Origin of the sequence: Streptomyces sp. NPDC056361, from assembly GCF_042262805.1 — a bacterium.
In the GTDB taxonomy this organism is placed as follows: Bacteria; Actinomycetota; Actinomycetes; order Streptomycetales; family Streptomycetaceae; genus Streptomyces.
The window spans coordinates 54,469-77,874 of the sequence record NZ_JBHJQI010000002.1 but is presented as its reverse complement, the minus strand read 5'-3'; the positions used below and the strand labels follow the sequence as shown (position 1 = coordinate 77,874).

Annotated in this window: 21 protein-coding genes; 8 read left to right on the top strand and 13 right to left on the bottom strand. The window is 71.8% G+C overall.

The features are described 5' to 3' along the window. Nucleotides 1-3: 3 nt before the first annotated feature. The 6 genes from ACFCY7_RS01205 (at nt 4) to ACFCY7_RS01180 (ending at nt 6,103) form a co-directional block, all read left to right on the top strand. Entirely contained in the window at nt 4-822 is an 819-nt protein-coding gene (locus ACFCY7_RS01205; RefSeq protein WP_376480352.1) for an ABC transporter ATP-binding protein, read from the top strand. Further along, nucleotides 819-1,733, top strand: coding sequence for an ABC transporter ATP-binding protein (locus ACFCY7_RS01200; RefSeq protein WP_376480351.1), 915 nt, complete (start codon nt 819-821; stop codon nt 1,731-1,733). Before ACFCY7_RS01205 ends, ACFCY7_RS01200 begins: the two co-directional genes overlap by 4 nt. Continuing rightward, a complete protein-coding gene (locus ACFCY7_RS01195) occupies nt 1,730-2,620 on the top strand; it encodes a branched-chain amino acid ABC transporter permease (RefSeq protein WP_376480350.1) in 891 nt (296 codons plus the stop codon). Before ACFCY7_RS01200 ends, ACFCY7_RS01195 begins: the two co-directional genes overlap by 4 nt. After that, nucleotides 2,613-3,707, top strand: a complete 1,095-nt coding sequence (locus ACFCY7_RS01190) for a branched-chain amino acid ABC transporter permease (protein WP_376480349.1) — start codon at nt 2,613-2,615, stop codon at nt 3,705-3,707. The genes ACFCY7_RS01195 and ACFCY7_RS01190 overlap by 8 nt, the downstream gene beginning before the upstream one ends. Then, nucleotides 3,704-4,969 carry an ABC transporter substrate-binding protein gene (locus tag ACFCY7_RS01185; RefSeq protein ID WP_376480348.1) on the top strand — a complete coding sequence of 422 codons (1,266 nt, stop codon included), beginning with the start codon at nt 3,704-3,706 and terminating at the stop codon, nt 4,967-4,969. The genes ACFCY7_RS01190 and ACFCY7_RS01185 overlap by 4 nt, the downstream gene beginning before the upstream one ends. Before the next feature lie 120 nt (nt 4,970-5,089). Next, nucleotides 5,090-6,103, top strand: a complete 1,014-nt coding sequence (locus tag ACFCY7_RS01180; protein WP_376480347.1) for a GNAT family N-acetyltransferase — start codon at nt 5,090-5,092, stop codon at nt 6,101-6,103. Nucleotides 6,104-6,176: 73 nt separating this feature from the next. Here ACFCY7_RS01180 and pssA read toward each other — a convergent pair whose 3' ends face one another. From pssA to ACFCY7_RS01135, 9 genes are all read right to left on the bottom strand, one after another. Continuing rightward, nucleotides 6,177-7,043, bottom strand: a complete 867-nt coding sequence (gene pssA, locus ACFCY7_RS01175; RefSeq protein ID WP_376480405.1) for a CDP-diacylglycerol--serine O-phosphatidyltransferase — start codon at nt 7,041-7,043, stop codon at nt 6,177-6,179. After that, a complete protein-coding gene (locus ACFCY7_RS01170; RefSeq protein WP_033202964.1) occupies nt 7,036-7,692 on the bottom strand; it encodes a phosphatidylserine decarboxylase in 657 nt (218 codons plus the stop codon). Before ACFCY7_RS01170 ends, pssA begins: the two co-directional genes overlap by 8 nt. Before the next feature lie 170 nt (nt 7,693-7,862). Next, a complete protein-coding gene (locus tag ACFCY7_RS01165) occupies nt 7,863-9,068 on the bottom strand; it encodes an acyl-CoA dehydrogenase family protein (RefSeq protein WP_376480346.1) in 1,206 nt (401 codons plus the stop codon). A gap of 2 nt (nt 9,069-9,070) precedes the next feature. Further along, complete coding sequence (locus ACFCY7_RS01160; protein ID WP_017236793.1) at nt 9,071-9,583, bottom strand: MaoC family dehydratase; 513 nt, start codon at nt 9,581-9,583, stop codon at nt 9,071-9,073. Between the two features lie 5 nt (nt 9,584-9,588). Further along, a complete protein-coding gene (locus ACFCY7_RS01155; RefSeq protein ID WP_015037486.1) occupies nt 9,589-10,554 on the bottom strand; it encodes a CoA ester lyase in 966 nt (321 codons plus the stop codon). Further along, nucleotides 10,551-12,587, bottom strand: coding sequence for a protein meaA (locus tag ACFCY7_RS01150; protein ID WP_376480345.1), 2,037 nt, complete (start codon nt 12,585-12,587; stop codon nt 10,551-10,553). The genes ACFCY7_RS01155 and ACFCY7_RS01150 overlap by 4 nt, the downstream gene beginning before the upstream one ends. Before the next feature lie 14 nt (nt 12,588-12,601). Next, the gene (gene ccrA / locus ACFCY7_RS01145; protein ID WP_367819662.1) at nt 12,602-13,939 is read right to left on the bottom strand and encodes a crotonyl-CoA carboxylase/reductase; all 1,338 of its coding nucleotides are present in this window, start codon (nt 13,937-13,939) and stop codon (nt 12,602-12,604) included. Nucleotides 13,940-14,343: 404 nt separating this feature from the next. Then, a complete protein-coding gene (locus tag ACFCY7_RS01140; protein ID WP_376480344.1) occupies nt 14,344-15,183 on the bottom strand; it encodes a TetR family transcriptional regulator in 840 nt (279 codons plus the stop codon). Between the two features lie 115 nt (nt 15,184-15,298). After that, the gene (locus tag ACFCY7_RS01135) at nt 15,299-17,080 is read right to left on the bottom strand and encodes a 3-hydroxyacyl-CoA dehydrogenase family protein (RefSeq protein WP_376480343.1); all 1,782 of its coding nucleotides are present in this window, start codon (nt 17,078-17,080) and stop codon (nt 15,299-15,301) included. A 322-nt stretch (nt 17,081-17,402) separates the two neighbouring features. Here ACFCY7_RS01135 and ACFCY7_RS01130 point away from each other — a divergent pair, with 322 nt between their 5' ends. Beyond that, entirely contained in the window at nt 17,403-18,005 is a 603-nt protein-coding gene (locus ACFCY7_RS01130) for a HEAT repeat domain-containing protein (RefSeq protein ID WP_376480342.1), read from the top strand. Here ACFCY7_RS01130 and ACFCY7_RS01125 read toward each other — a convergent pair. The 4 genes from ACFCY7_RS01125 to ACFCY7_RS01110 form a co-directional block, all read right to left on the bottom strand. Beyond that, nucleotides 17,976-19,232: an MFS transporter gene (locus tag ACFCY7_RS01125; RefSeq protein WP_376480341.1), complete on the bottom strand. Its 1,257-nt coding sequence runs from the start codon at nt 19,230-19,232 to the stop codon at nt 17,976-17,978. The genes ACFCY7_RS01130 and ACFCY7_RS01125 overlap by 30 nt on opposite strands. Before the next feature lie 142 nt (nt 19,233-19,374). Beyond that, nucleotides 19,375-19,818 carry a RidA family protein gene (locus ACFCY7_RS01120; protein WP_376480340.1) on the bottom strand — a complete coding sequence of 148 codons (444 nt, stop codon included), beginning with the start codon at nt 19,816-19,818 and terminating at the stop codon, nt 19,375-19,377. Nucleotides 19,819-19,898: 80 nt separating this feature from the next. Then, the gene (locus ACFCY7_RS01115) at nt 19,899-21,599 is read right to left on the bottom strand and encodes an alpha/beta hydrolase (RefSeq protein WP_376480339.1); all 1,701 of its coding nucleotides are present in this window, start codon (nt 21,597-21,599) and stop codon (nt 19,899-19,901) included. A 171-nt stretch (nt 21,600-21,770) separates the two neighbouring features. After that, on the bottom strand, nt 21,771-22,811 hold the full coding sequence (locus ACFCY7_RS01110) for an Rv2578c family radical SAM protein (RefSeq protein ID WP_376480338.1): 1,041 nt from the start codon (nt 22,809-22,811) through the stop codon (nt 21,771-21,773). Between the two features lie 145 nt (nt 22,812-22,956). Here ACFCY7_RS01110 and ACFCY7_RS01105 point away from each other — a divergent pair, with 145 nt between their 5' ends. Continuing rightward, nucleotides 22,957-23,400 (top strand): SRPBCC family protein, encoded by a 444-nt coding sequence (locus ACFCY7_RS01105; protein WP_376480337.1) that lies wholly within the window; start codon nt 22,957-22,959, stop codon nt 23,398-23,400. Nucleotides 23,401-23,406: the final 6 nt, after the last annotated feature.

Genomic DNA, 23,406 nt, shown 5'->3' with positions numbered 1-23,406 from the left:
ACCATGGGAGGCACCGCACCCGCCCTCCAGGTGACGGACCTGACGGCGGGGTACGGGCCCGTGCACGCGCTGCGGCGGGTCTCGCTGACCGTGCCGGCCGGCGCGGTCGTCACCGTCCTGGGGGGCAACGGAGCAGGCAAGTCCACGCTGCTGCGGGCCGTCTCGCGCACCTTGCGGTTCCACGGCGGCGCCGTGGTCTCGGGCACGGTGAGCCGTGACGGCCGGCCGCTCGACGGGCTGCCGCCCGACCGGGTCGTCGCGGCCGGCGTCTCGCAGGTGCCGGAGGGCCGTCAGGTCTTCGCCCGGATGTCGGTCGAGGACAACCTGCGCGCGGGCGCGCTCGGCGGGCGCGGCGGCCGGTCCGCGAAGGCGGCCGCGCTGCGGCGGGTCCACGAGCTCTTCCCCGTCCTGGCCGACCGGGCCCGTCAGCAGGCCGGGCTGCTCTCCGGGGGCGAGCAGCAGATGCTCGCCGTCGGCCGCGCGCTGATGGCGGAGCCGGGGCTCCTCCTCCTGGACGAGCCGTCCCTCGGTCTGGCGCCGCTGATGGCGGCCCGGATCGCCGACGCCGTCCGGGAGATCAACGCGCAGGGCACGGCGGTGCTCCTCGTCGAGCAGAACGCGGCGCTCGCGCTGCGGCTCGCCTCCCTCGCGTACGTCCTGGAGGTCGGCGAGGTCACGCTGTCCGGTCCCGCCGCGGAGCTGGCCGCCTCGGACGAGGTCCGCCGCCGCTACCTGGGCGTCGTCGACGAGGCGGCTGCCGCCGATGCGGCCGAGGCGCGTGCCGCCCACCCGGTCCTGTCCCGCTGGGAGGAAACCCGATGACGAGCATCCCGCCGCCGGGGAAGGAGCCGGAGCCCGTCGCCGACGGGCCCGCCGCCCCCGTATCGTCCGGGCCCACCCCCGTACCGCCTGGGCCCGCCCCCCTACCGCCCGGGCCCGCCCCTGTACCGCCCGGGCCCGACGTCCCCGCCCTCGAAGTCCGCGACGTCACCGTCCGGTTCGCCGGGCTGACGGCTCTCGACGGGGTCGGCTTCACCGTGCGGCCGGGCACCGTGCATGCCCTCATCGGACCCAACGGGGCCGGGAAGTCCACGTGCTTCAACGTGCTCTCGGGCGTCTACCGGGCGACCGGGGGATCGGTCCGGTTCGGCCCGCACGAGCTGACCGCCCTGGCCCCGCACCGGATCGCGGACCTCGGGGTCGGCCGGATCTTCCAGAACCTGGCGCTGCCGCCGCGCGCCACCGTGGAGGACAGCCTGATGCTGGGCCGGCACCGGCTGACCCGCACCGGCTTCCTTGCCGCGGGGCTGCGGCTGCCGTCGGCGGCGCGCGAGGAGGCGAGGCACCGGGCCAGGGTCCGGGAGATCGCCGCGTTCGTGGGCCTGGAGGAGCAGCTCGGGCGGCCCGCGGGCTCGCTGCCGTACGGGCAGCAGAAGCTCGCCGAGCTGGCCCGCGCCCTGTGCATGGAGCCGAAGCTGCTGCTGCTGGACGAACCGGTGGCGGGGATGACGGCCGACGAGCGGCGCCGTACCGCCTCGGTCATCGCGGGGGTCCGCGACAGCCTCGGCATCTCGGTGCTCCTCGTGGAGCACGACATGGGCCTGGTGATGCGACTCGCCGATTCCGTGACCGTCCTCGACTTCGGCCGCCGGATCGCCGACGGGGCACCCGCCGACGTGCAGAACGACCCGGCGGTCGTCCGCGCCTACCTCGGAGAGGAGACCGCCGCGTGAGCACCTTCGCCGAATTCCTGATCAACGGCGTCTCGCTGGGCTCGATCTACGCCCTCATCGCCCTCGGCTTCGTGGTGATCTTCCGCGCCACGGAGGTCGTGAACTTCGCCCACGCCTCGCTCCTGCTCGCCGGCGGCTACGTCACCGCGGTGCTGCACGACACGATCGGCTTCTGGCCCGCGCTGCTCGCCGGGGTGGCGGGCGCGGCGGTGGTCGGCGCGGCCGTCGAGTTCCTGGTGATGCGACGGCACCGGGGCGCCGACCACAGCGTCCTCGCGATCGTCACCATCGGCGTCGACATCCTCCTCGCCACGGAGCTGACCCGGCGGATCGGCACCGACATCCTCGCCCTCGGCGATCCGTGGGGCGACGCCGTGGTCACCGTGGGCCCGGTGACGATCGCCGAGACCAGGATCGCGGCGCTCCTCGCCGCCGCCCTGCTGATCACGGCGTTCCTGCTCGCCTTCCGGTACACGTCCTGGGGCGTGGCCATGCGGGCCGCGGCGGAGAGTCAGGAGACCGCCGCCCTGATGGGCATCCGGCTCGGCCGGGTCTCGCTCGGCGCCTGGGCGGTGGCCGGCGGTCTCGCCGCCGTCGCGGCGCTGTTCCTGACGGTCTTCCCGACCCCCGGCCTGGAGCGGGCCACGTCGCTCGCCGCCCTGAAGGCCTTCCCCGCCGCCATCCTCGGCGGCCTCGACTCCACCACGGGCGCCCTGGTCGGCGGGCTGCTCGTGGGGATCACGGAGTCCCTCGCCACCGGCTACCAGGGCGACCTGGCGTTCCTCGGCCGGGGGATCGGCGACGTCGCCCCGTATCTGGTGATGGTCGCGGTGCTGCTGATCCGCCCGGCCGGACTGTTCGGCACGAAGGAGCTCGCGCGTGTCTGAGACCCTCACCCGCCCCGCCGTCAGGGTCCGCACCCGGGTGTACGGCTGGTCCGCCGCGGGCCTGCTGCTGGCCGCGCTCCCGTTCTACCTGGACCGCTTCTGGCTCCAGGCCGGACTGTTCGCGATGGCCGCCGCGCTGGGGGCCGTCGGCATCAACCTGCTGACCGGCGCGACCGGCCAGCTGTCGATGGGGCACGCCTTCTTCCTCGCCGTCGGCGCCTACGGCTACTGCGCCTTCGCCGGCGACGGCGCGGACGGCCTGGCCGGCCTCGGTCTGCCCGGCTGGCTCGCCGCCGTCCTCGCGGTCGCCCTCGCGGGACTGGCGGGCGGGGTGTTCAGCCCCATCGCGGGGCGGCTGCGCGGCGCGTACCTGGGCATCGCCACCCTCGCGCTGATCTTCATCGGCCAGCACGTGCTGTTCAACGCCCACGACGTCACCGGCGGCTACAACGGCCGTGCCGTGCCCCCGCTCTCCCTCTTCGGCCTCACCTTCGACGACACCGAACTCCTCGTCGCCCAGGTGCCGTTCGGTGCCGTCGAGAAGCTCTGGTACCTGGGGCTCGCGCTGCTCGCCGGCGGTGTCCTCTTCGCCCGCGGGGTCCTCGGCGGCCGCCCCGGGCGTGCGATGAACGCCATCAGGGACCACCGGATCGCCGCCGGCGTCATGGGCATCCCGGTGGCCCGCTACCGCGCCGCCGTCTTCGTGCTGTCGTCCATGTACGCGGGCCTGGCGGGCGTCCTGCTCGCCCTGGTCTTCCAGCGCACCGTGCCCGAGTACTTCGGCATGGCGCTGTCCCTCGAATACCTGGCCATGATCGTCATCGGCGGTCTCGGCTCGGTCGCGGGCGCGGTGGCGGGAGGGGTCTTCGTCTCCCTCCTGCCGCAGCTCCTCACCCGCTACAGCGACGCCCTGCCCCTGGTCTCCGCCCCCGGGACGGGCGGGATCGCACCGGGGGAGGCCGCGCGCTACCTGTACGGCGCCGCCGTCGTCGCGGTGGTGCTGTTCCTGCCCGGCGGCCTGGTCCGCCTCGCCGCCCGGACACGCAAGACCCCCACGTCAGACCGACCCTCAGGAGAGGCACGATGAACCACGGACGACAGGCCGTGCGGGGCCTGGCCGCGGCGCTCGCCGCACTGGTCGCGCTCACCGCCGCCGGATGCAGTTCCAAGGCGAAGACCGGTGACGGCAAGGAGACCGGCGCGGGCGGGGTGAAGACCGGCGAGGGCGTCACGGACAGGACGATCTCCCTCGGCGCGCTCACGGACATGACCGGGGTGTACGCCACCCTCGGCAAGAGCGTCACCCAGGCCCAGCAGCTGTACGTGAAGCAGGTCAACGCCGCCGGCGGGATCTGCGGCCGGCAGCTGGAGCTGACGGTCCGCGACCACGGCTACGACCCGCAGAAGGCGCTCGCCGCCTACACGGAGCTGGAGCCGAAGGTCGTCGGCTACACCCAGTTCATCGGCTCCCCGTTCGTCGCCGCCGTCAAGTCCCGCGTCGACGGCCAGGACAAGGGCCTCGTCCTGCCGCAGGCCTGGTCGGCCTCGCTGCTCGGCTCCCCGTACATCCGCGTCCTGGGAGCCACGTACGACGTCGAGACGATCAACGCCGTGGACTTCCTGGTCAAGGACAAGGGCCTGAAGGCGGGCGACAAGCTCGGCCACGTCTACTTCGAGGGCGACTACGGCGAGAACGCGCTCACGGGCTCGAAGTACGCGGCCGGCAAGGCGGGCCTGACCGTCGTCGAGCAGAAGATCAAGCCCACCGACAACGACATGTCGGCGCAGGTCGCGGCGCTCAAGCAGGCCAGGGTCAAGGCCGTCGTCATCAGCGCGGGGCCCCGCCAGGCCGCCTCCCTCGTCGGCGTCGCCGCCGCCACCGGCCTCAGGGTGCCGGTCGTCGGCAACAACTCGGCCTTCGCCCCGCAGCTGCTCGGCACCCAGGCCGGGCCCGCCCTGGAGAAGATGTACTGGTTCGCCTCCCCGAGCCTGCCCATCGGCGCGGACACCCCCACCGCGAAGAAGCTGGTCGCCGACTACCAGGCGGCCTACCCGGGCGACGGCCTCGACAACGGCATCGTCGCCGGCTGGACCGCCGCGAGCGTCTTCGGCGAGGCGCTGAAGAAGGCCTGCGCCGACAAGGACCTCACCCGCGAGGGCGTCGACAAGGCCCTCCTCACGATGAAGGCCCACGACGCCGGCTTCGGCATGACCCACGACCTCGGCGACCCCGAGGCACCGTCGTCCCGCGAGTCCGTCATCCTCCAGCCCGACAAGTCCGTCCCCGGCGGCATGCGCACGGTCCGGCAGCCGTTCGTCTCGGACGCGGCCGAGTCCTACACGCCCTGATCCCCGCACCCGGTCCGCCGCCCCGGGCGGACCGGGACCCGCCCGGACCCACCCGGACACGGGTCGCGGGTCCGGGCGGTCTTCACGTGCCCGAAACATCTCGGTGTGAAGCTCGGGCCCATGAAGCCACGCATCGAGGAGAACCGTTCCCACCCGCGGCTCGCCGGCCTGCTCGGCGCCTACCACCTGGTCAACCAGGAGGAGAAGGGGACGGCGGTGGGGACGGTCGCCGAGCTCCCTGCCGTATACCGCGCCGAGGCCGAGGACCCGGCCGCCGCCTTCGCCGCCGACACGGTCCTGCTCGCCACCCCGGCCGGCGCCGACGCGCCGGCCGGCTGCGTCGTCCTCAAGGCCCCCCGCGACGGGCGCGCCCCCGAGATCAAGCGGCTCTGGGTGGCGCCCGAGGCCCGGCGGAAGGGCCTCGCGAGGGCGCTGATGGCCGAGGCCCTGCGCCGGGCCGCCGGGTCCGGCGCGCCCGCCGTGCGCCTCACGGTCTGGTCCTGGCGCGACGAGCCGCTCGCCCTCTACCGGAGCCTCGGCTTCGCCACCGCGGCGCCCTGGGACGACCGGCCCGACCTGCTCTGCCTGGAGAAGCCGCTGGACGCCGTCGAGCGGCTGTCCCCCGAGGCCGTACGCGCCCACGCCTCCGACGGCCTCGCCGCGCTCCTCGTCGACGCCGTGGACGGCGGCGCCTCCGTCGGCTTCCGGGCGCCCCTGGAACCGGCCGAGGCGGCCGCCTGGTGGGCCCGCGCCGCCGGGGAGGCCGCCGAGGGCGTACGGGACGTGTGGGCGGCCCTCGGCCCCGACGGCCGCCCGGCCGGCGTCGTCACCCTCGTCCGCGCGGGCACCGCCAACGGCAGGCACCGCGGTGAGATCGCCCGGCTCCTCGTCCACCGCTCCGCCCGGGGCCGGGGCCTCGGACGGCGCCTGCTCGCCGCGGCCGAGGCGCACGCCGCCGCCACCGGCCTCACCCTGCTCGTGCTGGACACCCAGACGGACAGCCCCGCCGAGCGCCTCTACCGCGCCGCGGGCTGGACGGCCGCCGGCACCATCCCGGACTTCGCCGCCGACCCGTACGGCACCCTCCGCCCCACCACGCTCTACTACAAGCGCCTCGGGCAGGGCACTCCGTAGGGGGGCACAGAGCACGCGAAAGGGCCCCGGGAGGCTGATGCCTCCCGGGGCCCTTCTCGTACCGCTTCGTCCGCTAGGGCAGCTGCGCCGCCCGTGCCTCCCGGCTCTCGCGCCGGTTGTCGCGGAAGGTGTTCACCCGGCGGGCCGTCGCGAAGAGGGGGATCACGGCGCCCAGCACGACCTGGAGGGCGCAGCCGGTCTGGAGCAGGAACGCCCCGCCCGGTGCGTCGAACGCCCAGGCCGCCAGCATGGCCATCGCACCGACGATCCAGCTGAGCATCGCCACCGCGAGGATGCCCCGCGGCTTCGGGTACTCGACCCGGCTCACCATCAGCCAGGCCACCCCGATGATCGCGAGGAGCGTCGGGATGAACGGCAGCTCGAGGAGCACGATCGAGACGACCGTCAGCGCGCCGAAGGGGCTCGGCATGCCCTGGAACATGCCGTCCTTCATCGTCACGCACGAGAATCTCGCCAGCCGCAGCACCACCGCGAGCAGCACCACGATCGCGGCCACGGCCGAGACCTTCTGCTGCGCGTCGTCCGCGACCATGCCGTACACGAGTACGAAGTAGGCCGGGGCGAGACCGAAGCTGATCAGGTCCGACAGGTTGTCGAGCTCGGCACCCATCGGCGAGCTGCGGAGCTTGCGCGCCACGATGCCGTCGAAGAGGTCGAAGATCGCCGCGCACAGCATCAGTATCACCGCGGTGGCGGCGCTGTTGCGGGCCATTCCCGTCTCGGAGCTACCGGTGAGGTGCGGGATCAGGATGCCGGTCGTCGTGAAGTAGACCGCCATGAAGCCACACGTGGCGTTACCGAGCGTGAGGGCGTCCGCTATGGACAGCCTCAGCGACAGCGGCATCTCCTCGGCCTCTTCGGCCGCCTCCGCCTCGGCGTCGGCGACCCATTCGGAGGCCCGTGTGTCGGGATCAATCACGGTCAATGCGAGTCACCCCCGCGGTCGTGGCCTGCCCGACCTCGACGGCGACCTCGACACCCTCCGGGAGGTAGATGTCGACCCGCGAGCCGAAGCGGATCAGACCGATCCGGTCACCCTGCTCGACCTTCGTCCCCTGCGGGATGTACGGCACGATGCGCCGTGCGACGGCGCCCGCGATCTGCACCATCTCGATGTCGCCGAGTTCGGTGTCGAAGTGCCAGACAACGCGCTCGTTGTTCTCGCTCTCCTTGTTGAACGCCGGGACGAACCCGCCGGGGACGTGCTCCACGGACGTGACCGTGCCGGCCAGCGGTGCGCGGTTGACGTGCACGTTCAGCGGGCTCATGAAGATGGCGACCCGGGTGCGTCCGTCCTTCCACGGCATGATGCTCTGCACCACACCGTCGGCGGGGGAGATGACCCGGCCCTGAGCGATCTCGCGCTCGGGGTCGCGGAAGAACCACAGCATGCCGGCCGCGAGTGCGGTGGTCGGCACGGCGATGGCCGCGGCACGCTTCGACTTGCGCGCGCGCACGAGGCTGAGCGCCGCGGTGGCGACGGTCGGGAGGAGCCACGGCGATGCTCCGCGCGCGAGGCGTACGCCGGCAAGGCTGTCGCGGTGTGCAGAGGTTTGGCTGTGGGGCATGGATGACCTTCGTAGCGGATGATGCCGCGCTGGCAACGGGGGGACGGCGGCTTTCCGGCGATGCTATCGGTTGCGGGGCGCAACTGGGCAAGCCAGGAACCGAGTCGACGGCCGGAAGACGAACACAGGGTGTGATCTTCTTCGCGGCCGAACCGACTCAAAAGCGACAATCAACCCTGGAATCGGTACTCCTCGAGCAGCCGACGACCAATGATCATTTTCTGGATCTCGGCGGTACCTTCACCGATGAGCAGCATCGGCGCCTCCCGGTAGAGACGCTCGATCTCGTACTCCTTCGAGAACCCGTAGCCACCGTGAATGCGGAAGGCATCCTCGACGACCTCCTTGCAGTATTCGGAGGCGAGGTACTTCGCCATCCCTGCTTCCAGGTCGTTTCGTTCCCCGGAGTCCTTTTTGCGTGCTGCATTCACCATCATGGCATGAGCGGCCTCGACCTTGGTAGCCATCTCGGCCAGCTTGAACTGAATCGCCTGGTGCTGGGCGATCGCCTTGCCGAAAGTGTGACGTTGCTGGGCATACGAGACACCGAGTTCGAAAGCACGCTGAGCGACGCCGCAGCCACGGGCCGCCACGTTGACGCGGCCGACCTCCACGCCGTCCATCATTTGGTAAAACCCTCGGCCGGTGACCCCGCCGAGGACCCGATTGGCCGGAATGCGCAGTCCGTCCATGATGAGTTCGGTCGTGTCGACGCCCTTGTAACCCATCTTGTCGATCTTCCCGGGGATGGTGAGGCCCGGACGGACCTCTCCGAAGCCGGGCTCCTTCTCGACGAGGAAGGTCGTCATCGACTTGTGGGGGGCCGTGCCCTCGGGGTGTCCTTCGTCACTTCGGACGAGAACGGCCACCAGCGTCGACGTGCCGCCGTTGGTCAGCCACATCTTCTGGCCGTTGAGGACGTACTCGTCGCCGTCCTTGACCGCCTTGGACGTGATGGCCGACACGTCCGAGCCGAGGCCCGGCTCCGACATCGAGAACGCGCCGCGCGTCTCGCCGGCCGCCATCCGCGGAAGGAAGTAGTCCTTCTGCTCCTGGGTGCCGTGCTGCTTCAGCATGTACGCCACGATGAAGTGGGTGTTGATGATGCCGGAGACCGACATCCAGCCGCGGGCGATCTCCTCCACGCACAGCGCGTAGGTGAGCAGCGACTCGCCCAGGCCCCCGTACTCCTCGGGGATCATCAGGCCGAAGACGCCGAGCTCCTTGAGCCCGTCGACGATCTGCTGGGGATACTCGTCGCGGTGCTCCAGCTCCGTCGCGACCGGGATGATCTCCTTGTCGACGAAGTCCCGCACCGTGGCGAGGATCTCCTGCTGGACATCGGTCAGACCGTGGGTCTGGGCGAGTCGCGCCATGACTACTTCTCCTGCTGCTTGAGTTCCGGGCGGCCGGGCTGCTCGCCGCCGCGTGCGTCGATGTACTCGGCGGTCGGGACCATCACCTTGCGGCGGAAGACGCACACGAGGGTGCCGTCCTGCTTGTAGCCCTTGGTCTCGACGTAGACGATGCCGCGGTCGGTCTTCGACTTCGACGGGGTCTTGTCGAGGACCGTGGTCTCGCCGTAGATCGTGTCGCCGTGGAAGGTCGGCGCCACGTGCCGCAGCGACTCGATCTCCAGGTTGGCGATGGCCTTGCCGGAGACGTCCGGCACGGACATGCCGAGCAGCAGCGAGTAGATGTAGTTGCCGACGACGACGTTCTGCTTGAAGTCGGTCGTGTTCTCGGCGTAATTCACATCCATGTGCAGCGGATGGTGGTTCATGGTGAGCAGGCAGAAGAGGTGGTCGTCGTACTCGGTGACCGTCTTTCCGGGCCAGTGCTTGTAGACGGCACCGACTTCGAACTCTTCGTAGGTACGACCGAACTGCATCGGACTCAGGCCTCCGGGATCTCGAACTTGCTGGTGCGCTGCATGCCGGCGGCGCGGCCCTTGCCGGAGATGACCAGGGCCATCTTGCGGGAGGCCTCGTCGATCATCTCGTCGCCGAGCATCGCGGAGCCCTTCTTGCCGCCGGCCTCGGACGTGTAGTAGTCGTACGCGTCGAGGATCAGCTCGGCGTGGTCGTAGTCCTCCTGCGAGGGCGAGAAGATCTCGTTCGCGGCGGCGACCTGGTCCGGGTGCAGCACCCACTTGCCGTCGAAGCCCAGGGCGGCGGCGCGCTGCGCCACGGCCTTGTAGCCCTCCTGGTTGCGGATCTGCAGGTAGGGGCCGTCGATCGCCTGGAGGTTGTTGGCGCGGGCCGCCATCAGGATGCTCATCAGGATGTGGTGGTACGCGTCCGCCGGGTAGCCGGGCGGCTGCTCGCCCACGACCAGCGACTTCATGTTGATGGAGGCCATGAAGTCGGCCGGGCCGAAGATGATCGTCTCGACGCGCTGGGAGGCCTGCGCGATCGCGTTGACGTTGGTGAGGCCCTGGGCGTTCTCGATCTGCGCCTCGATGCCGATCTTGCCGACCTCGAAGCCCATCGTCTTCTCGATCTGGGTCAGCAGGAGGTCGAGCGCCACGATCTGCTGGGCGTCCTGGACCTTCGGCAGCATGATGCAGTCGAGGTTCTGGCCGGCGCCCTCGACGACGGTGACGACGTCACGGTACGTCCAGTGGGTCGTCCAGTCGTTGACGCGGACCACGCGGGTCTTGCCGGTCCAGTCGCCCTCGTTGAGGAACTTCACGATGGTGTGCCGGGCCTCGGGCTTGGCCAGCGGGGCGCACGCGTCCTCCAGGTCGAGGAAGACCTGGTCGGCCGCGAGGCCCTGGGCCTTCTCCAGGAAGCGCGGGTTGGAGCCGGGGACCGCCAGGCAGGAGCGACGGGGGCGGAGCCGGTTCACGGGGCTGGTCATGCGAGGACCTCCGAACTTTCGAGGGGGCTGAGCTTGTGAGCTGTGCGGATCTCGTCGACGATACGGCCGATGATCTCCGTGATACCGAAGTCCTTCGGTGTGAAGACGGCGGCGACACCCGCACGCTTCAGTTCTGCGGCGTCGGCGTTCGGGATGATCCCGCCGACGATGACCGGAATGTCGGTCGCTCCGGCCTCGCGGAGGCGGTCGAGGACGTCGGGCACGAGCTCGGAGTGCGAGCCGGAGAGGATCGACAGGCCCACGCAGTGCACGTCCTCGGCGAGCGCCGCGTCGACGATCTGCTCGGGGGTCAGCCGGATGCCCTGGTAGACCACCTCGAAACCGGCGTCACGCGCGCGTACGGCGATCTGCTCGGCGCCGTTGGAGTGCCCGTCGAGGCCGGGCTTCCCGACGAGCAGCCGCAGCCGCCCGGAGTTCAGCTCCTCGGCGGTCCGCGCCACCTTCTCCCGTACGACCGCCAGCGGCGTGCCGGCCTCGGCCGTCACGGCGACCGGGGCGGAGGAGACGCCGGTGGGCGCCCGGAACTCGCCGAACACCTCGCGCAGGGCCCCGGTCCACTCGCCGGTGGTGACGCCGGCGCGGGCGCACTCCAGGGTGGCCTCCATGAGGTTGCCGGTGCCCTTGGCGGCCTCCTTGAGGCGTTCGAGGGCCTTGCAGGGGCGCGGGTGGTTGAACGGCGGCTGGTAGCGGTTGTCCCGCCACGACTTCAGCGAGCCGACCACCCGGGCCTCGACGGCCGGGTCGACCGTCATGATCGCGGTGTCCAGGTCGGCGGTGAGGGGGTTCTCCTCCGTCGACTGGAAGATGTTGACGCCGACGATCTTCTCGTCGCCGGCCTCGATCCGGGCGCGCCGCTCGGCGTGCGAGGAGACCAGCTGCGACTTGAGGTAACCGGACTCGACGGCCGCCATCGCGCCGCCCATCTCCTGGATCCGCTCGATCTCGGCCAGGCACTCCTCGACGAGCGAGTCGACCTTGGCCTCGATGACGTGGGAGCCGGCGAAGATGTCCTCGTACTCCAGCAGGTCGGACTCGTGGGCGAGGACCTGCTGGATGCGGAGCGACCACTGCTGGTCCCAGGGCCGGGGGAGGCCGAGGGCCTCGTTCCAGGCGGGGAGCTGGACGGCGCGGGCGCGGGCGTCCTTGGAGAGGGTGACGGCCAGCATCTCCAGGACGATCCGCTGGACGTTGTTCTCCGGCTGGGCCTCGGTCAGGCCGAGCGAGTTGACCTGGACCCCGTAGCGGAACCGGCGCTGCTTCGCGTCCTCGATGCCGTACCGCTCGCGGGTGATCTTGTCCCAGATGCGGCCGAAGGCGCGCATCTTGCACATCTCCTCGATGAAGCGGACGCCCGCGTTCACGAAGAAGGAGATGCGGGCGACGACGTCGCCGAACCGGTCCTGGGGGATCTGTCCGGAGTCGCGCACGGAGTCGAGCACCGCGATGGCGGTCGACATCGCGTACGCGATCTCCTGGACCGGCGTGGCCCCGGCCTCCTGCAGGTGGTAGCTGCAGATGTTGATCGGGTTCCACTTGGGGATGTTGTTGACCGTGTAGCAGATCATGTCCGTCGTCAGGCGGAGGGACGGGCCGGGCGGGAAGACGTGCGTCCCGCGCGACAGGTACTCCTTGACGATGTCGTTCTGAGTGGTGCCCTGGAGCTTGGTGATGTCCGCACCCTGCTCCTCGGCGGCCACCTGGTAGAGCGCCAGCAGCCACATCGCCGTGGCGTTGATGGTCATCGAGGTGTTCATCTGCTCCAGGGGGATGTCCTGGAACAGCCTGCGCATGTCACCGAGGTGCGAGACGGGGACCCCGACCCGGCCGACCTCGCCGCGGGCGAGGATGTGGTCGGGGTCGTATCCGGTCTGCGTCGGCAGGTCGAAGGCGACCGAGAGGCCGGTCTGACCCTTCGCGAGGTTGCGCCGGTACAGCTCGTTGGACGCCTCGGCGGTGGAGTGACCGGCGTAGGTCCGCATGAGCCACGGCCGGTCCTTCTGGCGCTCAGTCATCTATGGTCCCGGGCTCAGATGTTGCGGAAACGGTTGATGGCGTCGATGTGCTGGGCGCGCATCTCGGGGTCGCGCACGCCCAGGCCCTCCTGCGGGGCGAGGGCGAGGACGCCGACCTTGCCCTGGTGGAGGTTGCGGTGGACGTCGTAGGCGGCCTGGCCGGTGTCCTCCAGGGAGTAGACCTTGGAGAGCGTCGGGTGGATCTTGCCCTTCGCGATCAGGCGGTTGGCCTCCCACGCCTCGCGGTAGTTGGCGAAGTGCGAGCCGACGATCTTCTTCAGGGACATCCACAGGTAGCGGTTGTCGTACTGGTGCATGTAGCCCGAGGTCGAGGCGCAGGTGGTGATGGTGCCGCCCTTGCGGGTGACGTACACCGAGGCGCCGAAGGTCTCGCGGCCCGGGTGCTCGAAGACGATGTCGATGTCCTCGCCGCCGGTGAGCTCGCGGATCTTGGAGCCGAAGCGCTTCCACTCCCGCGGGTCCTGGGTGTTCTCGTCCTTCCAGAACTTGTAGCCCTCGGCGTTGCGGTCGATGACCGCCTCGGCGCCCATGGACCGGCAGATGTCGGCCTTCTCGGGGGAGGAGACGACGCAGATCGGGTTGGCGCCGCCGGCGAGGGCGAACTGCGTGGCGTACGAGCCGAGGCCGCCGCTCGCGCCCCAGATGAGGACGTTGTCGCCCTGCTTCATGCCGGCGCCGTTGCGGGAGACCAGCTGGCGGTAGGCGGTGGAGTTGACGAGGCCGGGGGCCGCCGCCTCCTCCCAGCTCAGGTGGCCGGGCTTCGGCATCAGCTGGTTCGACTTGACGAGGGCGATCTCCGCCAGGCCGCCGAAGTTGGTCTCGAAGCCCCAGATGCGCTGCTCGGGGTCGAGCATCGTGTCGTTGTGGCCGTCGGAGGACTCCAGCTCGACCGAGAGGCAGTGCGCGACGACCTCGTCGCCCGGGTTCCAGGCGTTGACGCCCGGGCCGGTGCGCAGCACGACGCCCGCGAGGTCGGAGCCGATGACGTGGTAGGGCAGGTCGTGGCGCTTGGTGAGCTCGGAGAGGCGGCCGTAGCGCTCCAGGAAGCCGAAGGTCGACACCGGCTCGAAGATCGAGGTCCAGACCGAGTTGTAGTTGACGGAGCTCGCCATGACGGCCACGAGCGCTTCGCCCGGGCCGAGCTCCGGGAGCGCGACGTCGTCGAGGTGGAGCGACTTGCGCGGGTCCTTGTCACGGCTGGCGACGCCGGCGAACATCTCCGCCTCGTCCTTGTGGACGGTCACGGCCCGGTACGACTCGGGGAGCGGGATGTTCGCGAAGTCGGCGGACGTGGCGTCCTGCGACTGGATCGCGGCCAGGATTTCCTTCACGGGTTGCCTCCGGCGGTGAGCGTCCTGAGGGAGGGACGCCTGGGGGGTTACGGCGGGAAGTGCTGCTGCTGTGGAGGTGTGCCGTCGGTTCGGCTGGGTGGTGCGATGGCTGCGCTGTGTGGTGGAGCGCGGGGTGCCTGTGACGCAGGCGTCCGGGCGCACGAGCCGTCGGCTGGTGGGGACAGCCGGCGCACGAGGTGTGATCTCTGCGCGCCGGCCGCCCGGACAACATCAACGTATGGCACGCCGTGTCACCTGGCAAGGCACTGCGTGCCAACAATTTCACTCAGATGCAATAAGCCCGTCACGGATGAGCGATGATCGATCGAAACGGCCCTTGAGCTGGGCGAACGCACGAGGGCCGCCCCCGGAAACCGGGGGCGGCCCTCGTCGTGGAACGGTGCTCAGGCTTGCTTGAGCGCCTGCTGGATGGTGCGCATGACCTCGTCGAGCGGTGCGTCGGTGCGGGCCACGGCGACGACCACGTCGCCGGTGGTGGAGACCCGGGCGGCGGTGGTGGAAGCCCGGGCGGCGGTCGCCGGCTCGGCCTGGGGGGAAGGGGCCGGACGGCCCGCGCCTATGCCCGAGCCGAAGGTCTCCCGGACGATGGCGAAGGCGTGGTCCAGCTGCGCCTCCACGTCGCCCTGGCCGCCCGCCCGCAGCCAGCGGCGCAGCACGTGGTTGTGGGCCGTGACGACCGCCGACGCGGCGACCTCGGCGAGCAGCGGGTCGTCGTTGCCGTCGTGGTGGTCGCGCTCGTCGAAGTGCCCGAGCAGATAGCGGGTGAACAGCCGCTCGTAGCGGGCCACCGAGGCGATCTCGCGCTCCCGCAGCGTCGGCACCTCACGAGTGAGCCGGTAGCGCTCCACCGAGACCCCGGGCGACCCCGCGTACATCTTCATGACTTCCTTGATGCCCCGGCACACCGTGTCGAGCGGGTGCTCGTGCGGCGGGGCGGCGTTCAGCACCGCCTCGGCCCGCACCAGCGTGTCGTCGTGATCAGGGAAGATCGCCTCTTCCTTGGAGCGGAAGTGGCGGAAGAAGGTCCGCCGCGCGACCCCGGCCGTGGCCGCGATCTCGTCGACCGTGGTGGCCTCGTACCCCTTGGTGGCGAAGAGCTCCATCGCCGCCGCGGCGAGCTCCCGGCGCATCTTGAGCCGCTGGGCGGCGGCACGAGTGCCCGCCGCGCTCTCGGGAGCGTCGGACGTGGACGTGGCACGGGGTGTCTTCGCGGCCTTGGGCATGGTCCGAACGTACTGCATCGGAGCGGGAGTGTGCCCAGGTGGGGGCGGGGAGCCCCCCGGGACACCGACGGTGCCCGGGGAGCTCAGCAGACCGCCCCAGCCGGCCGTGCGGGGCTCAGCGTCGGGCATATTCGCGGAAGCCGCGACCCGTCTTGCGGCCGAGGCAGCCGGCTGCCACGAGGTGCTCAAGGAGCGGGGCGGGGGCCAGGCCCGGGTCGCGGAACTCGCGGTGCAGCACCTGCTCGATCGCCAGCGAGACGTCGAGGCCGACCACGTCGAGCAGCTCGAACGGGCCCATCGGGTAGCCGCCGCCCAGCTTCATCGCCGCGTCGATGTCGTCCAGGGTCGCGTAGTGCTCCTGGACCATCTTGATCGCGTTGTTCAGGTACGGGAAGAGCAGCGCGTTCACGATGAAGCCGGCCCGGTCGCCGCAGTCCACCGGGTGCTTGCGGATCTTCGCCGTGACCTCGCGCACGGTGGCGTGGACGTCGTCCGCGGTCAGGACCGTACGGACGATCTCGACCAGCTTCATCGCCGGCGCCGGGTTGAAGAAGTGCATCCCGATGACGTCCTGCGGGCGCGTGGTGGCGCGGGCGCAGGCCACGACCGGCAGCGAGGACGTCGTGGTGGCGAGCACCGCGCCCGGCTTGCAGATCTTGTCGAGCCGCGCGAACAGCTCCTGCTTGATCTCCAGGTCCTCGGCGACCGCCTCGACGGCCAGGTCGACCTCGGCGAAGGCGTCGAGCGTGCCCGCCGCGGTGATCAGGCCCAGCGTGGTGTCACGGGCCTCGCCCGTCATCCGGCCCTTGTCGACGGAGCGCGCCAGCGACTTGGCGATCCGGGCCTTGGCGGTGTCCGCCTTCTCCTGGGAGCGGGCGGCCAGGACGACCTGGTACCCGGCCTTGGCGAAGACCTCGGCGATGCCGGACGCCATGGTGCCCGAGCCGGCGACGCCGACCGAGCGGACCTCGCGGCCCGCGCCGGCCTCGGCGGAGGCCGACGGGGTCAGCGCGTCGGCCACCACCTCGGCGGAGCCCGGCGCCTCGTACGTGTAGAAGCCGCGGCCCGCCTTGCGGCCGGTCAGACCGGCCTCGCTGAGCTGCTTGAGGATCGGGGCGGGGGCGTGCAGGCGGTCGTGCGAGGAGGCGTACATGGCCTCCAGGACCGTCCGGGCCGTGTCGACGCCGATCAGGTCGAGCAGCGCCAGCGGGCCCATCGGCAGGCCGCAGCCCAGCTTCATCGCCGCGTCGATGTCCTCGCGGGAGGCGTACTTCGCCTCGTACATGGCGGCGGCCTGGTTCAGGTAGCCGAAGAGCAGGCCGTCCGCGATGAAGCCGGCCCGGTCGCCGACCGCGACGGGCTCCTTGCCGAGGTCCTGGGCGAGCCGGGTGACGGCGTCGACGGCCCGCGGGTCGGTCAGGACGGAGGAGACCACCTCGACCAGCTTCATGGCCTGGACCGGCGCGAAGAAGTGCAGGCCGAGGACCCGCTCGGGGTGGGCGGAGTCGGCGGCGAGCCGGGTGACGGAGAGCGCGTTGGTGCCGGTGGCCAGGATGGCGTCCGGGCGGACGATCGCGTCCAGGGCCCGGAAGACCTCCTGCTTCGCCTCGTACGACTCGGGCACGACCTCGATCACGAGGTCGGCCTCGGCGGCCGCCTGGAGGTCGGAGAAGGTGCGGAAGCGGGCCAGGACGTCCTGCCGCTCCTCCTCGGTGATCCGCTCGCGGGAGACCGCGCGGGCGGTGGAGGCCTCCAGGGCGGCGACGGCCCGGGCGGCGGCGGTGTCGCTGATGTCGATGCCGATGACCTCGCGACCGGCCCGGGCGAGGACGTCTGCGATACCCGCGCCCATGGTGCCGAGACCGACGACGGCGATGGTGGAGAGAGGGGTGTCCATCAGGGGACTCCAGGGAGGAAGAGTGACGACTGAGGGCAGTGAGTGCGCGAAAGGGCGCGGGAGAACAGAGAAGGCGGCGCCACGGAAAGAGGGCGGTGCCGGGAAATGAGGGCGATGCCCTCGGAAAAGGGGCCGACGGACTCTGTCCCGGAGTCACATCGAAACTGCCGAACCGACGTACGACACAACGGCTGCGTCACCAGGCCGTCGTGGGAAGTGCGGGTGGTGGCCCGCTCACCTGAGACTAACCGGCTGGTAACGAGCGCGCCAGTCCCGGGAAGTTGAGGAAAATGTGATCTGGATCGCGGATAGGCTCGGATTCATGGAATACGCCGAGGATCCGGAATTCTGCTCGATGATCGATCGATTGCGTGACGAGATCGAGAATGACACCGGAGAGGTCCCCGAGACATTCCGTCACCTCGCCGAGGCCGGCGACCCCGAGGAACTGCACCACGTCCTCACGGCACCCGGACAACCGCTCTGGGCCCGCGAGATCGCCGCCTACGCGCTCGGCGTCGCCGGCGACCCCCGCGCCTTCGAGGCCCTCGTCCTCCTCCTCAACCACCGCGACCCCGAGCGCTGCGTCACCGCCGCCCACGCCCTGACCCGGCTCGGCGACCCCCGCACCGCCCGCGCCGCCGCCGCCCTCGCCACCAACGAACTCCGGGCCGCCTACGCCCTCCTGCCGGTCCGACTCCTCGCCGCGCTCCGCGCCCCCGAGTCCGTACCGGCCCTGATCACCGTCCTCGAACGGCGACTTCCCGCCGACGACCCCCACTGGCGGGTCGGACTCGCCTGCGTCGAGGGCCTCGGCGCCCTCGGCGACCCCGCGGCCCGCCCCGCCCTGGAGGCGGCCCTCCCGCACCCCCGACTCGGCGCCGCCGCCGAACGGTCACTGCACCTGCTCGGCCCCGCCGACTGACCGGCGGCCCGGACGCAGGAGCGCCGGCGCCAGGGTCCCGGCCGACGCGAGGACCGCGGGGAACGCGGCCAGCGCGAAGCACAGGGCCAGCGGCAGCCGTCCCACCAGGAGGCCCGCACCCGCCGTCGCCGCCGTACTGCCCGCGTTGAACGCGGTGTTGACCCAGGCGCCGGCCCGGGTGCGCCGACCGGGACCGGCGGACTCGTCCGCCAGCAGGTACGCGCTCGTGAGCGCCGGAGCCAGGAACAGACCACCGAGCGCCACCCAGCCGACCAGCGCGTACGGATGCGGGGAGAGCCCCGCCACCGCCAGCACCCCGCCGAGACCGAGCGTGAGCAGGGAGAGTCGCACGGCGGTGGGCAGCCGCCAGGACACGGCGCCGTGGACCAGGCCGCCCACCGCGCTGCCCGCGGACAGCGCCGCCAGCGCCCAGGGCACCGCCCCCGGAAGCCCGTGCGCGTCCGCGAACGCGATCACGAGCAGGTCCAGGGCGCCCAGGCACATGCCCATCGCCGCGGCGACGGCCGCCGCCCGGGCCGGTCCGCCGCCGGGCGCACCCACCGAGCCGGTCCCCGCATCCGGAGCCTCGCGCTCCCGCTCCTTCGGCGCGCCCCGCACGACCGGCGAGGTGACCAGCGCGAGCGTGCCCGTCAGGACCAGCGCGGCGCTCACCACGAGCCCGGCCGGCGCCGCCGCGAACCGCAGGAGCAGCCCCACCAGCAACGGGCCCGTGACGAAGAGGAGTTCCTCCGCCACCGTGTCCAGGCTGTACGCGCGCCGCAGCAGCTCCCGGTCGGGCAGCATCGCGCTCCACAGCGCCCGTGTCACCGGTCCGAGCGGCGGGACCACCGCGCCCGCGGCGGCGGCCAGGGCCGTGAGCCCCACGGTCGAGGTCACGCGCCCGGCCGTCGCGACCGCCAGCGCGGTGAGCAGCAGGGCGTGCGCGGCGGCCAGCGGCGGCAGGGCCCGGAGGGGTCCGAACCGGTCGACGAGGCCGGCGCGCGCGGGCGACAGCAGCACACCGGTCAGCCCGAACACGGCCATGACCGTGCCGGCCGCGGCGTACGAGCCGGTGCCGCCCTTGACCGAGAGGACCAGGGACAGCGGGGCGATGCCGTTGGAGAGCCGGCCCACGAGGGCGGCTCCGAAGGCTCGGGAGGCGTGCGGGGTGCGCAGCAACGCGGCATAGCCGGGCGCACGGGAACGGGCAGGGGAGGTCACGGACATGACGGAGTTCCTCGGGGAGGGCGCCGGGCGGTGCCTGCGGCGCCTGGGTGTGCGGGGTCGCGAAGGACCGCGCCGGTGCCCGGGGCACGGACGTCGGTCGGGCGACTCCTACGCACAGAAGAGGAACATGCGCGTCAACGTATCAAGCGGAGCTCCGCCCGGTGTCGCCGGGCGCCGTCCCGGCAGGCTCCGGGACGAGCGCGAACGCCTCGATCTCCACGAGCAGCTCCGGCCTGACCAGCGCCGACACCTGCACCGCCGAGCTCGCCGGCAGCGGCGCCCCGGCGAAGTGGGCGTCCCTGGCGTCCCGTATCGCCGGGAGGTGGGCGACGTCCGTGACGAAGTAGGTCAGCTTCACCACGTCGCCGAAGCCCGCGCCGGCGGCGGCGAGGCACCGCTCCAGGTTCGCGAAGACCTGGTGGGCCTGGGCCGCCGCGTCGCCCTCCCCGACGACCGCCCCCGAGGCGTCGAGCGCGCACTGCCCGGATATCGCGACGAACCGGCCCGTGCCCCAGACGACGTGGCTGTACTGGGGGCTGGGCGCGAGGCCGTCGGGTGCGGGGACGTGGGTGAGGTGGCTCGTCATGTCGGACATCCTCGCGCACGGCACTGACAGTGCCCGCGTCCCCGGGAGACGCGGGCACCGTCAGCGGGCGGGGCGGCGGGTCAGCGCACGTGGCCGAGGAACCCGTGCAGGGCCACGCCGGCCGGCTCCGCGCGCGGTGCGGCGGCCCGCTTGCCGCCGCGCTCCTGGGGAGCCGTCTCCACGGCGTCCTGCTGCTCCGGGGAGCTCTCCGGGGCCTTCTCCGGGGACTCCTTCCCCCGGGTCTCCTTCCCGGCCGGGGCCACCGGATCGGGCTCCGGCTCCGGGAGCGCTTCGCAGACCGCGTCCACCTCGGAGTCGCCCTCGGCGCGCGGGACCTTGCCGGTGGCGAGGTAGGCGGCCAGGTGGTCGTCGAGGCAGTCGTTGCCGCCGAGGGTCACCCCGTGGTTCCCGCCGCCCTGCTCGACGACCAGGCTGGAGCCGCGGACGAGCCGGTGCAGGGCGACCCCGCCCTCGTACGGCGTGGCCGCGTCGTCCGTCGCCTGGAGGATGAGGACCGGCGGCACCTGGTCGTTCGCGACGTCCGGCGGGGTCAGCGACGCGACCGGCCAGAACGCGCACGGCGCGTTGTACCAGGCGTTGTTCCAGGTGGAGAAGGGCGCCTTGGCGTGCACGTCCCAGCTGTCCTTGCGCCAGACGTTCCAGTCCCGGGGCCAGCTCGCGTCCCGGCACTGCACGCTCGTGTAGACCGAGTAGCCGTTGTCCGCGGCCGCGTCGGCCTCCCCGTACCGCTCGTAGGCGGCCGTCAGCGGCGCCGGGTCGGCGTCGTTGACGTACGCGGAGAACGCGTTCGCGAGGCGGGGCCAGTAGCCGTTGTAGTACCCGCCGGGCAGGAAGGTGTCCTCCAGCTCGCCCGGTCCGACCTTCCCGCCGGCCGGCGTCGCGCGCAGCGCGTCGCGCATCCGGTACCAGGCGGCCTCGACCGCGGCCGGGTCGGTGCCCAGCTTGTAGACGGCGTCCTGCCGGGCCACCCAGGCCATGAAGTCCTTGTGGCGGGTGTCGAAGGCGTAGTCCTGGGCGATGTTGTCCTCGTACCAGACGCCGTGCGGGTTGACGACGGAGTCGAGGGCCATGCGGCGCACCCGGTCCGGGTGCAGCCGGGCGTACACCGCGCCCAGGTACGTGCCGTACGAGTAGCCGAGGTAGTTGAGCTGCGGGGCCCCGAGCGCGGCGCGGATGGAGTCCAGGTCCCGCGCGGTGCTCACCGTGTCGATGTACGGCAGGACGTCGGCGTACTTCGCGCCGCAGGCCTCGGCGAAGGACCGGGCCCGCTCGACCGCCGCCCGCTCGGCGGCGGCGCCGGTGGGCACCGAGTCGGCGCGGACCGGCGCGAAGTGGCCCGGCCGGCAGTCGAGCGCGGGCTCGCTCTTGCCGACGCCGCGCGGGTCGAAGCCGATCACGTCGTACTCGGCGGCCACCTTCGCGGGCAGCGAGGCCGCCACGTACCCGGCCATCGCGCGCCCGCTGCCGCCGGGCCCGCCCGGGTTGACGAGCAGCGGGCCCTGGAAGGTCTTCGCGGTGTGCGGGACCCGGGTCAGGGCGAGCGTGATGCTCCGCCCGGCCGGGTCGTCGTGGTTGAGCGGCACCTTCAGGGTGGCGCACTCGAGCCTCGGGTACGCCTTCGTGGCGCAGCCGGTCCAGGCGAGCGACGGTAGCGGGCGGGGGGTCGGTTCTCCGGCGTCGGCGGGAGCGGCGGGCAGGACGGTGACCGTCCCGGCGACCAGCGCTCCAGCGGCGATCAGCATTCCTGCGCGTGGGGTCATAGGGCCTTTGTGTCCCGCGCGGACCCCGGCAGGACCTGATTCGGCCAGAGTTGACCCGAACAGAGGAGGATCCGACGGCGTGTCAGGTGACCGGTCCGATGATCGGACCATGGTCGGGCGTCGTGGGGCGGGCGGGAACGTGACGACAGGCCCCAGGCCGCCGGGGTGCGTTCAGAGGAAGGTGAGCTGTTCGGGAGCGGCCGCGAGGGCCGGTTCCTCCGGCACCGGAATCCGGCGCGCCGCTCCCCGGTGCGCGGGCCCGATGCCGAACTCGGCGGCCAGCTCGTGCACCTGACGGGTGATCCGGCGCTGGTACCAGGTCGGCGCGTAGGCCCCGGCCGCGTACATCCGCTCGTACCGCCGCACCAGACCGGGGTGGTGCTCGCGCAGCCACCGCATGAACCACTCGCGGGCACCGGGCCGCAGGTGCAGCACGAGCGGGGTGACCGAGCTCGCCCCGGCCTCGGCGATGGCGCGGACCGTGTCGCGCAGCTGCTCGGGCCGGTCGCCGAGGAACGGCACCACGGGGGCCATCAGGACCCCGCAGTCGATGCCCCGCGCGCCGAGGGCGCGGACGACGTCGAGGCGGCTCTGCGGTGAGGGCGTGCCGGGTTCGATCGTGCGCCACAGCTCCCGGTCGGTGAAGCCGACGGAGACGGAGATGCCGACCTCGGTGACCCGGGCGGCCTGGTCGAGGAGTTCCAGGTCGCGCAGGATCAGGGTGCCCTTGGTGAGGATCGAGAACGGGTTGGCCCGGTCCCGCAGGGCGGTGAGGATGCCCGGCATGAGGCGGTAGCGGCCCTCCGCCCGCTGGTAGCAGTCGACGTTGGTGCCCATGGCGATGTGCGCGCCCTGCCAGCGGGCGGACGCGAGCTGGCGCGCCAGCAGCTCCGGGGCGTTGGTCTTGACGACGATCTGGGAGTCGAAGCCGAGCCCGGTGTCGAGGTCGAGATAGCTGTGGGTCTTGCGCGCGAAGCAGTACACGCACGCGTGTGTGCAACCCCTGTACGGATTGACCGTCCACTCGAACGGCATCCGGGAGGCGCCCGGCACCCGGTTGAGGATCGACCGGGCCCGCACCTCGTGGAAGGTGATGCCGCGGAACTCCGGGGTGTCGAAGGTGCGGGTGGTGACCGAGTCCGTTCCGAACAGGGCGATGTCGGCGGGCGCGGCCGGGCCGCCCGGGGTGTCGCCCAGATTGTCCCAGCGCATGGACGCCTCCTCGGTTGCCGTTCTCGACCGTGCGCCCAGAATAGAACACCTGTTCCCTTGATCGTCGCAACCCGGATTTCGCGCCCCGGACCCCACGTGGTTCGCTTGGCCCACACCCCGAGGAACCACAAGCTGGAGGAAGTCCATGGCGCAGGTCGAGGCCACTACCGAACGGATCATCGCCGCGGACGCGGAGACGGTGTTCGACGCGCTGGCCGACTACAGCGGTACGCGCGCGAAGCTGCTCCCCGAGCACTTCAGCGAGTACGAGGTGCGCGAGGGCGGCGACGGCGAGGGCACCCTCGTCCACTGGAAGCTCCAGGCCACCAGCAAGCGCGTCCGCGACTGCCTCCTGGAGGTCACCGAGCCCACCGACGGGCAGCTCGTCGAGAAGGACCGCAACTCCTCCATGGTCACCACCTGGACCGTGACCCCCGCCGGCGAGGGCAAGTCCCGTGCCGTCGTCGCCACCGTCTGGAACGGCGCCGGCGGCATCGGCGGCTTCTTCGAGAAGACCTTCGCGCCCAAGGGCCTCGGCCGCATCTACGACGCCGTCCTCGCCAAGCTGGCGGACGAGGTCGAGAAGTAACGCCCT

What these genes read in the sequence shown, in the direction of transcription:
- ACFCY7_RS01205 (WP_376480352.1), top strand. Translation starts at nt 4, where the DNA reads ATGGGAGGCACCGCACCCGCCCTCCAGGTGACGGACCTGACGGCGGGG.
- ACFCY7_RS01200 (WP_376480351.1), top strand. Translation starts at nt 819, where the DNA reads ATGACGAGCATCCCGCCGCCGGGGAAGGAGCCGGAGCCCGTCGCCGAC.
- ACFCY7_RS01185 (WP_376480348.1), top strand. Translation starts at nt 3,704, where the DNA reads ATGAACCACGGACGACAGGCCGTGCGGGGCCTGGCCGCGGCGCTCGCC.
- ACFCY7_RS01180 (WP_376480347.1), top strand. Translation starts at nt 5,090, where the DNA reads ATGAAGCCACGCATCGAGGAGAACCGTTCCCACCCGCGGCTCGCCGGC.
- ACFCY7_RS01170 (WP_033202964.1), bottom strand. Translation starts at nt 7,692, where the DNA reads ATGCCCCACAGCCAAACCTCTGCACACCGCGACAGCCTTGCCGGCGTA.
- ACFCY7_RS01165 (WP_376480346.1), bottom strand. Translation starts at nt 9,068, where the DNA reads ATGGCGCGACTCGCCCAGACCCACGGTCTGACCGATGTCCAGCAGGAG.
- ACFCY7_RS01160 (WP_017236793.1), bottom strand. Translation starts at nt 9,583, where the DNA reads ATGCAGTTCGGTCGTACCTACGAAGAGTTCGAAGTCGGTGCCGTCTAC.
- ACFCY7_RS01155 (WP_015037486.1), bottom strand. Translation starts at nt 10,554, where the DNA reads ATGACCAGCCCCGTGAACCGGCTCCGCCCCCGTCGCTCCTGCCTGGCG.
- ACFCY7_RS01150 (WP_376480345.1), bottom strand. Translation starts at nt 12,587, where the DNA reads ATGACTGAGCGCCAGAAGGACCGGCCGTGGCTCATGCGGACCTACGCC.
- ACFCY7_RS01140 (WP_376480344.1), bottom strand. Translation starts at nt 15,183, where the DNA reads ATGCCCAAGGCCGCGAAGACACCCCGTGCCACGTCCACGTCCGACGCT.
- ACFCY7_RS01135 (WP_376480343.1), bottom strand. Translation starts at nt 17,080, where the DNA reads ATGGACACCCCTCTCTCCACCATCGCCGTCGTCGGTCTCGGCACCATG.
- ACFCY7_RS01130 (WP_376480342.1), top strand. Translation starts at nt 17,403, where the DNA reads ATGGAATACGCCGAGGATCCGGAATTCTGCTCGATGATCGATCGATTG.
- ACFCY7_RS01125 (WP_376480341.1), bottom strand. Translation starts at nt 19,232, where the DNA reads ATGTCCGTGACCTCCCCTGCCCGTTCCCGTGCGCCCGGCTATGCCGCG.
- ACFCY7_RS01120 (WP_376480340.1), bottom strand. Translation starts at nt 19,818, where the DNA reads ATGACGAGCCACCTCACCCACGTCCCCGCACCCGACGGCCTCGCGCCC.
- ACFCY7_RS01115 (WP_376480339.1), bottom strand. Translation starts at nt 21,599, where the DNA reads ATGACCCCACGCGCAGGAATGCTGATCGCCGCTGGAGCGCTGGTCGCC.
- ACFCY7_RS01110 (WP_376480338.1), bottom strand. Translation starts at nt 22,811, where the DNA reads ATGCGCTGGGACAATCTGGGCGACACCCCGGGCGGCCCGGCCGCGCCC.
- ACFCY7_RS01105 (WP_376480337.1), top strand. Translation starts at nt 22,957, where the DNA reads ATGGCGCAGGTCGAGGCCACTACCGAACGGATCATCGCCGCGGACGCG.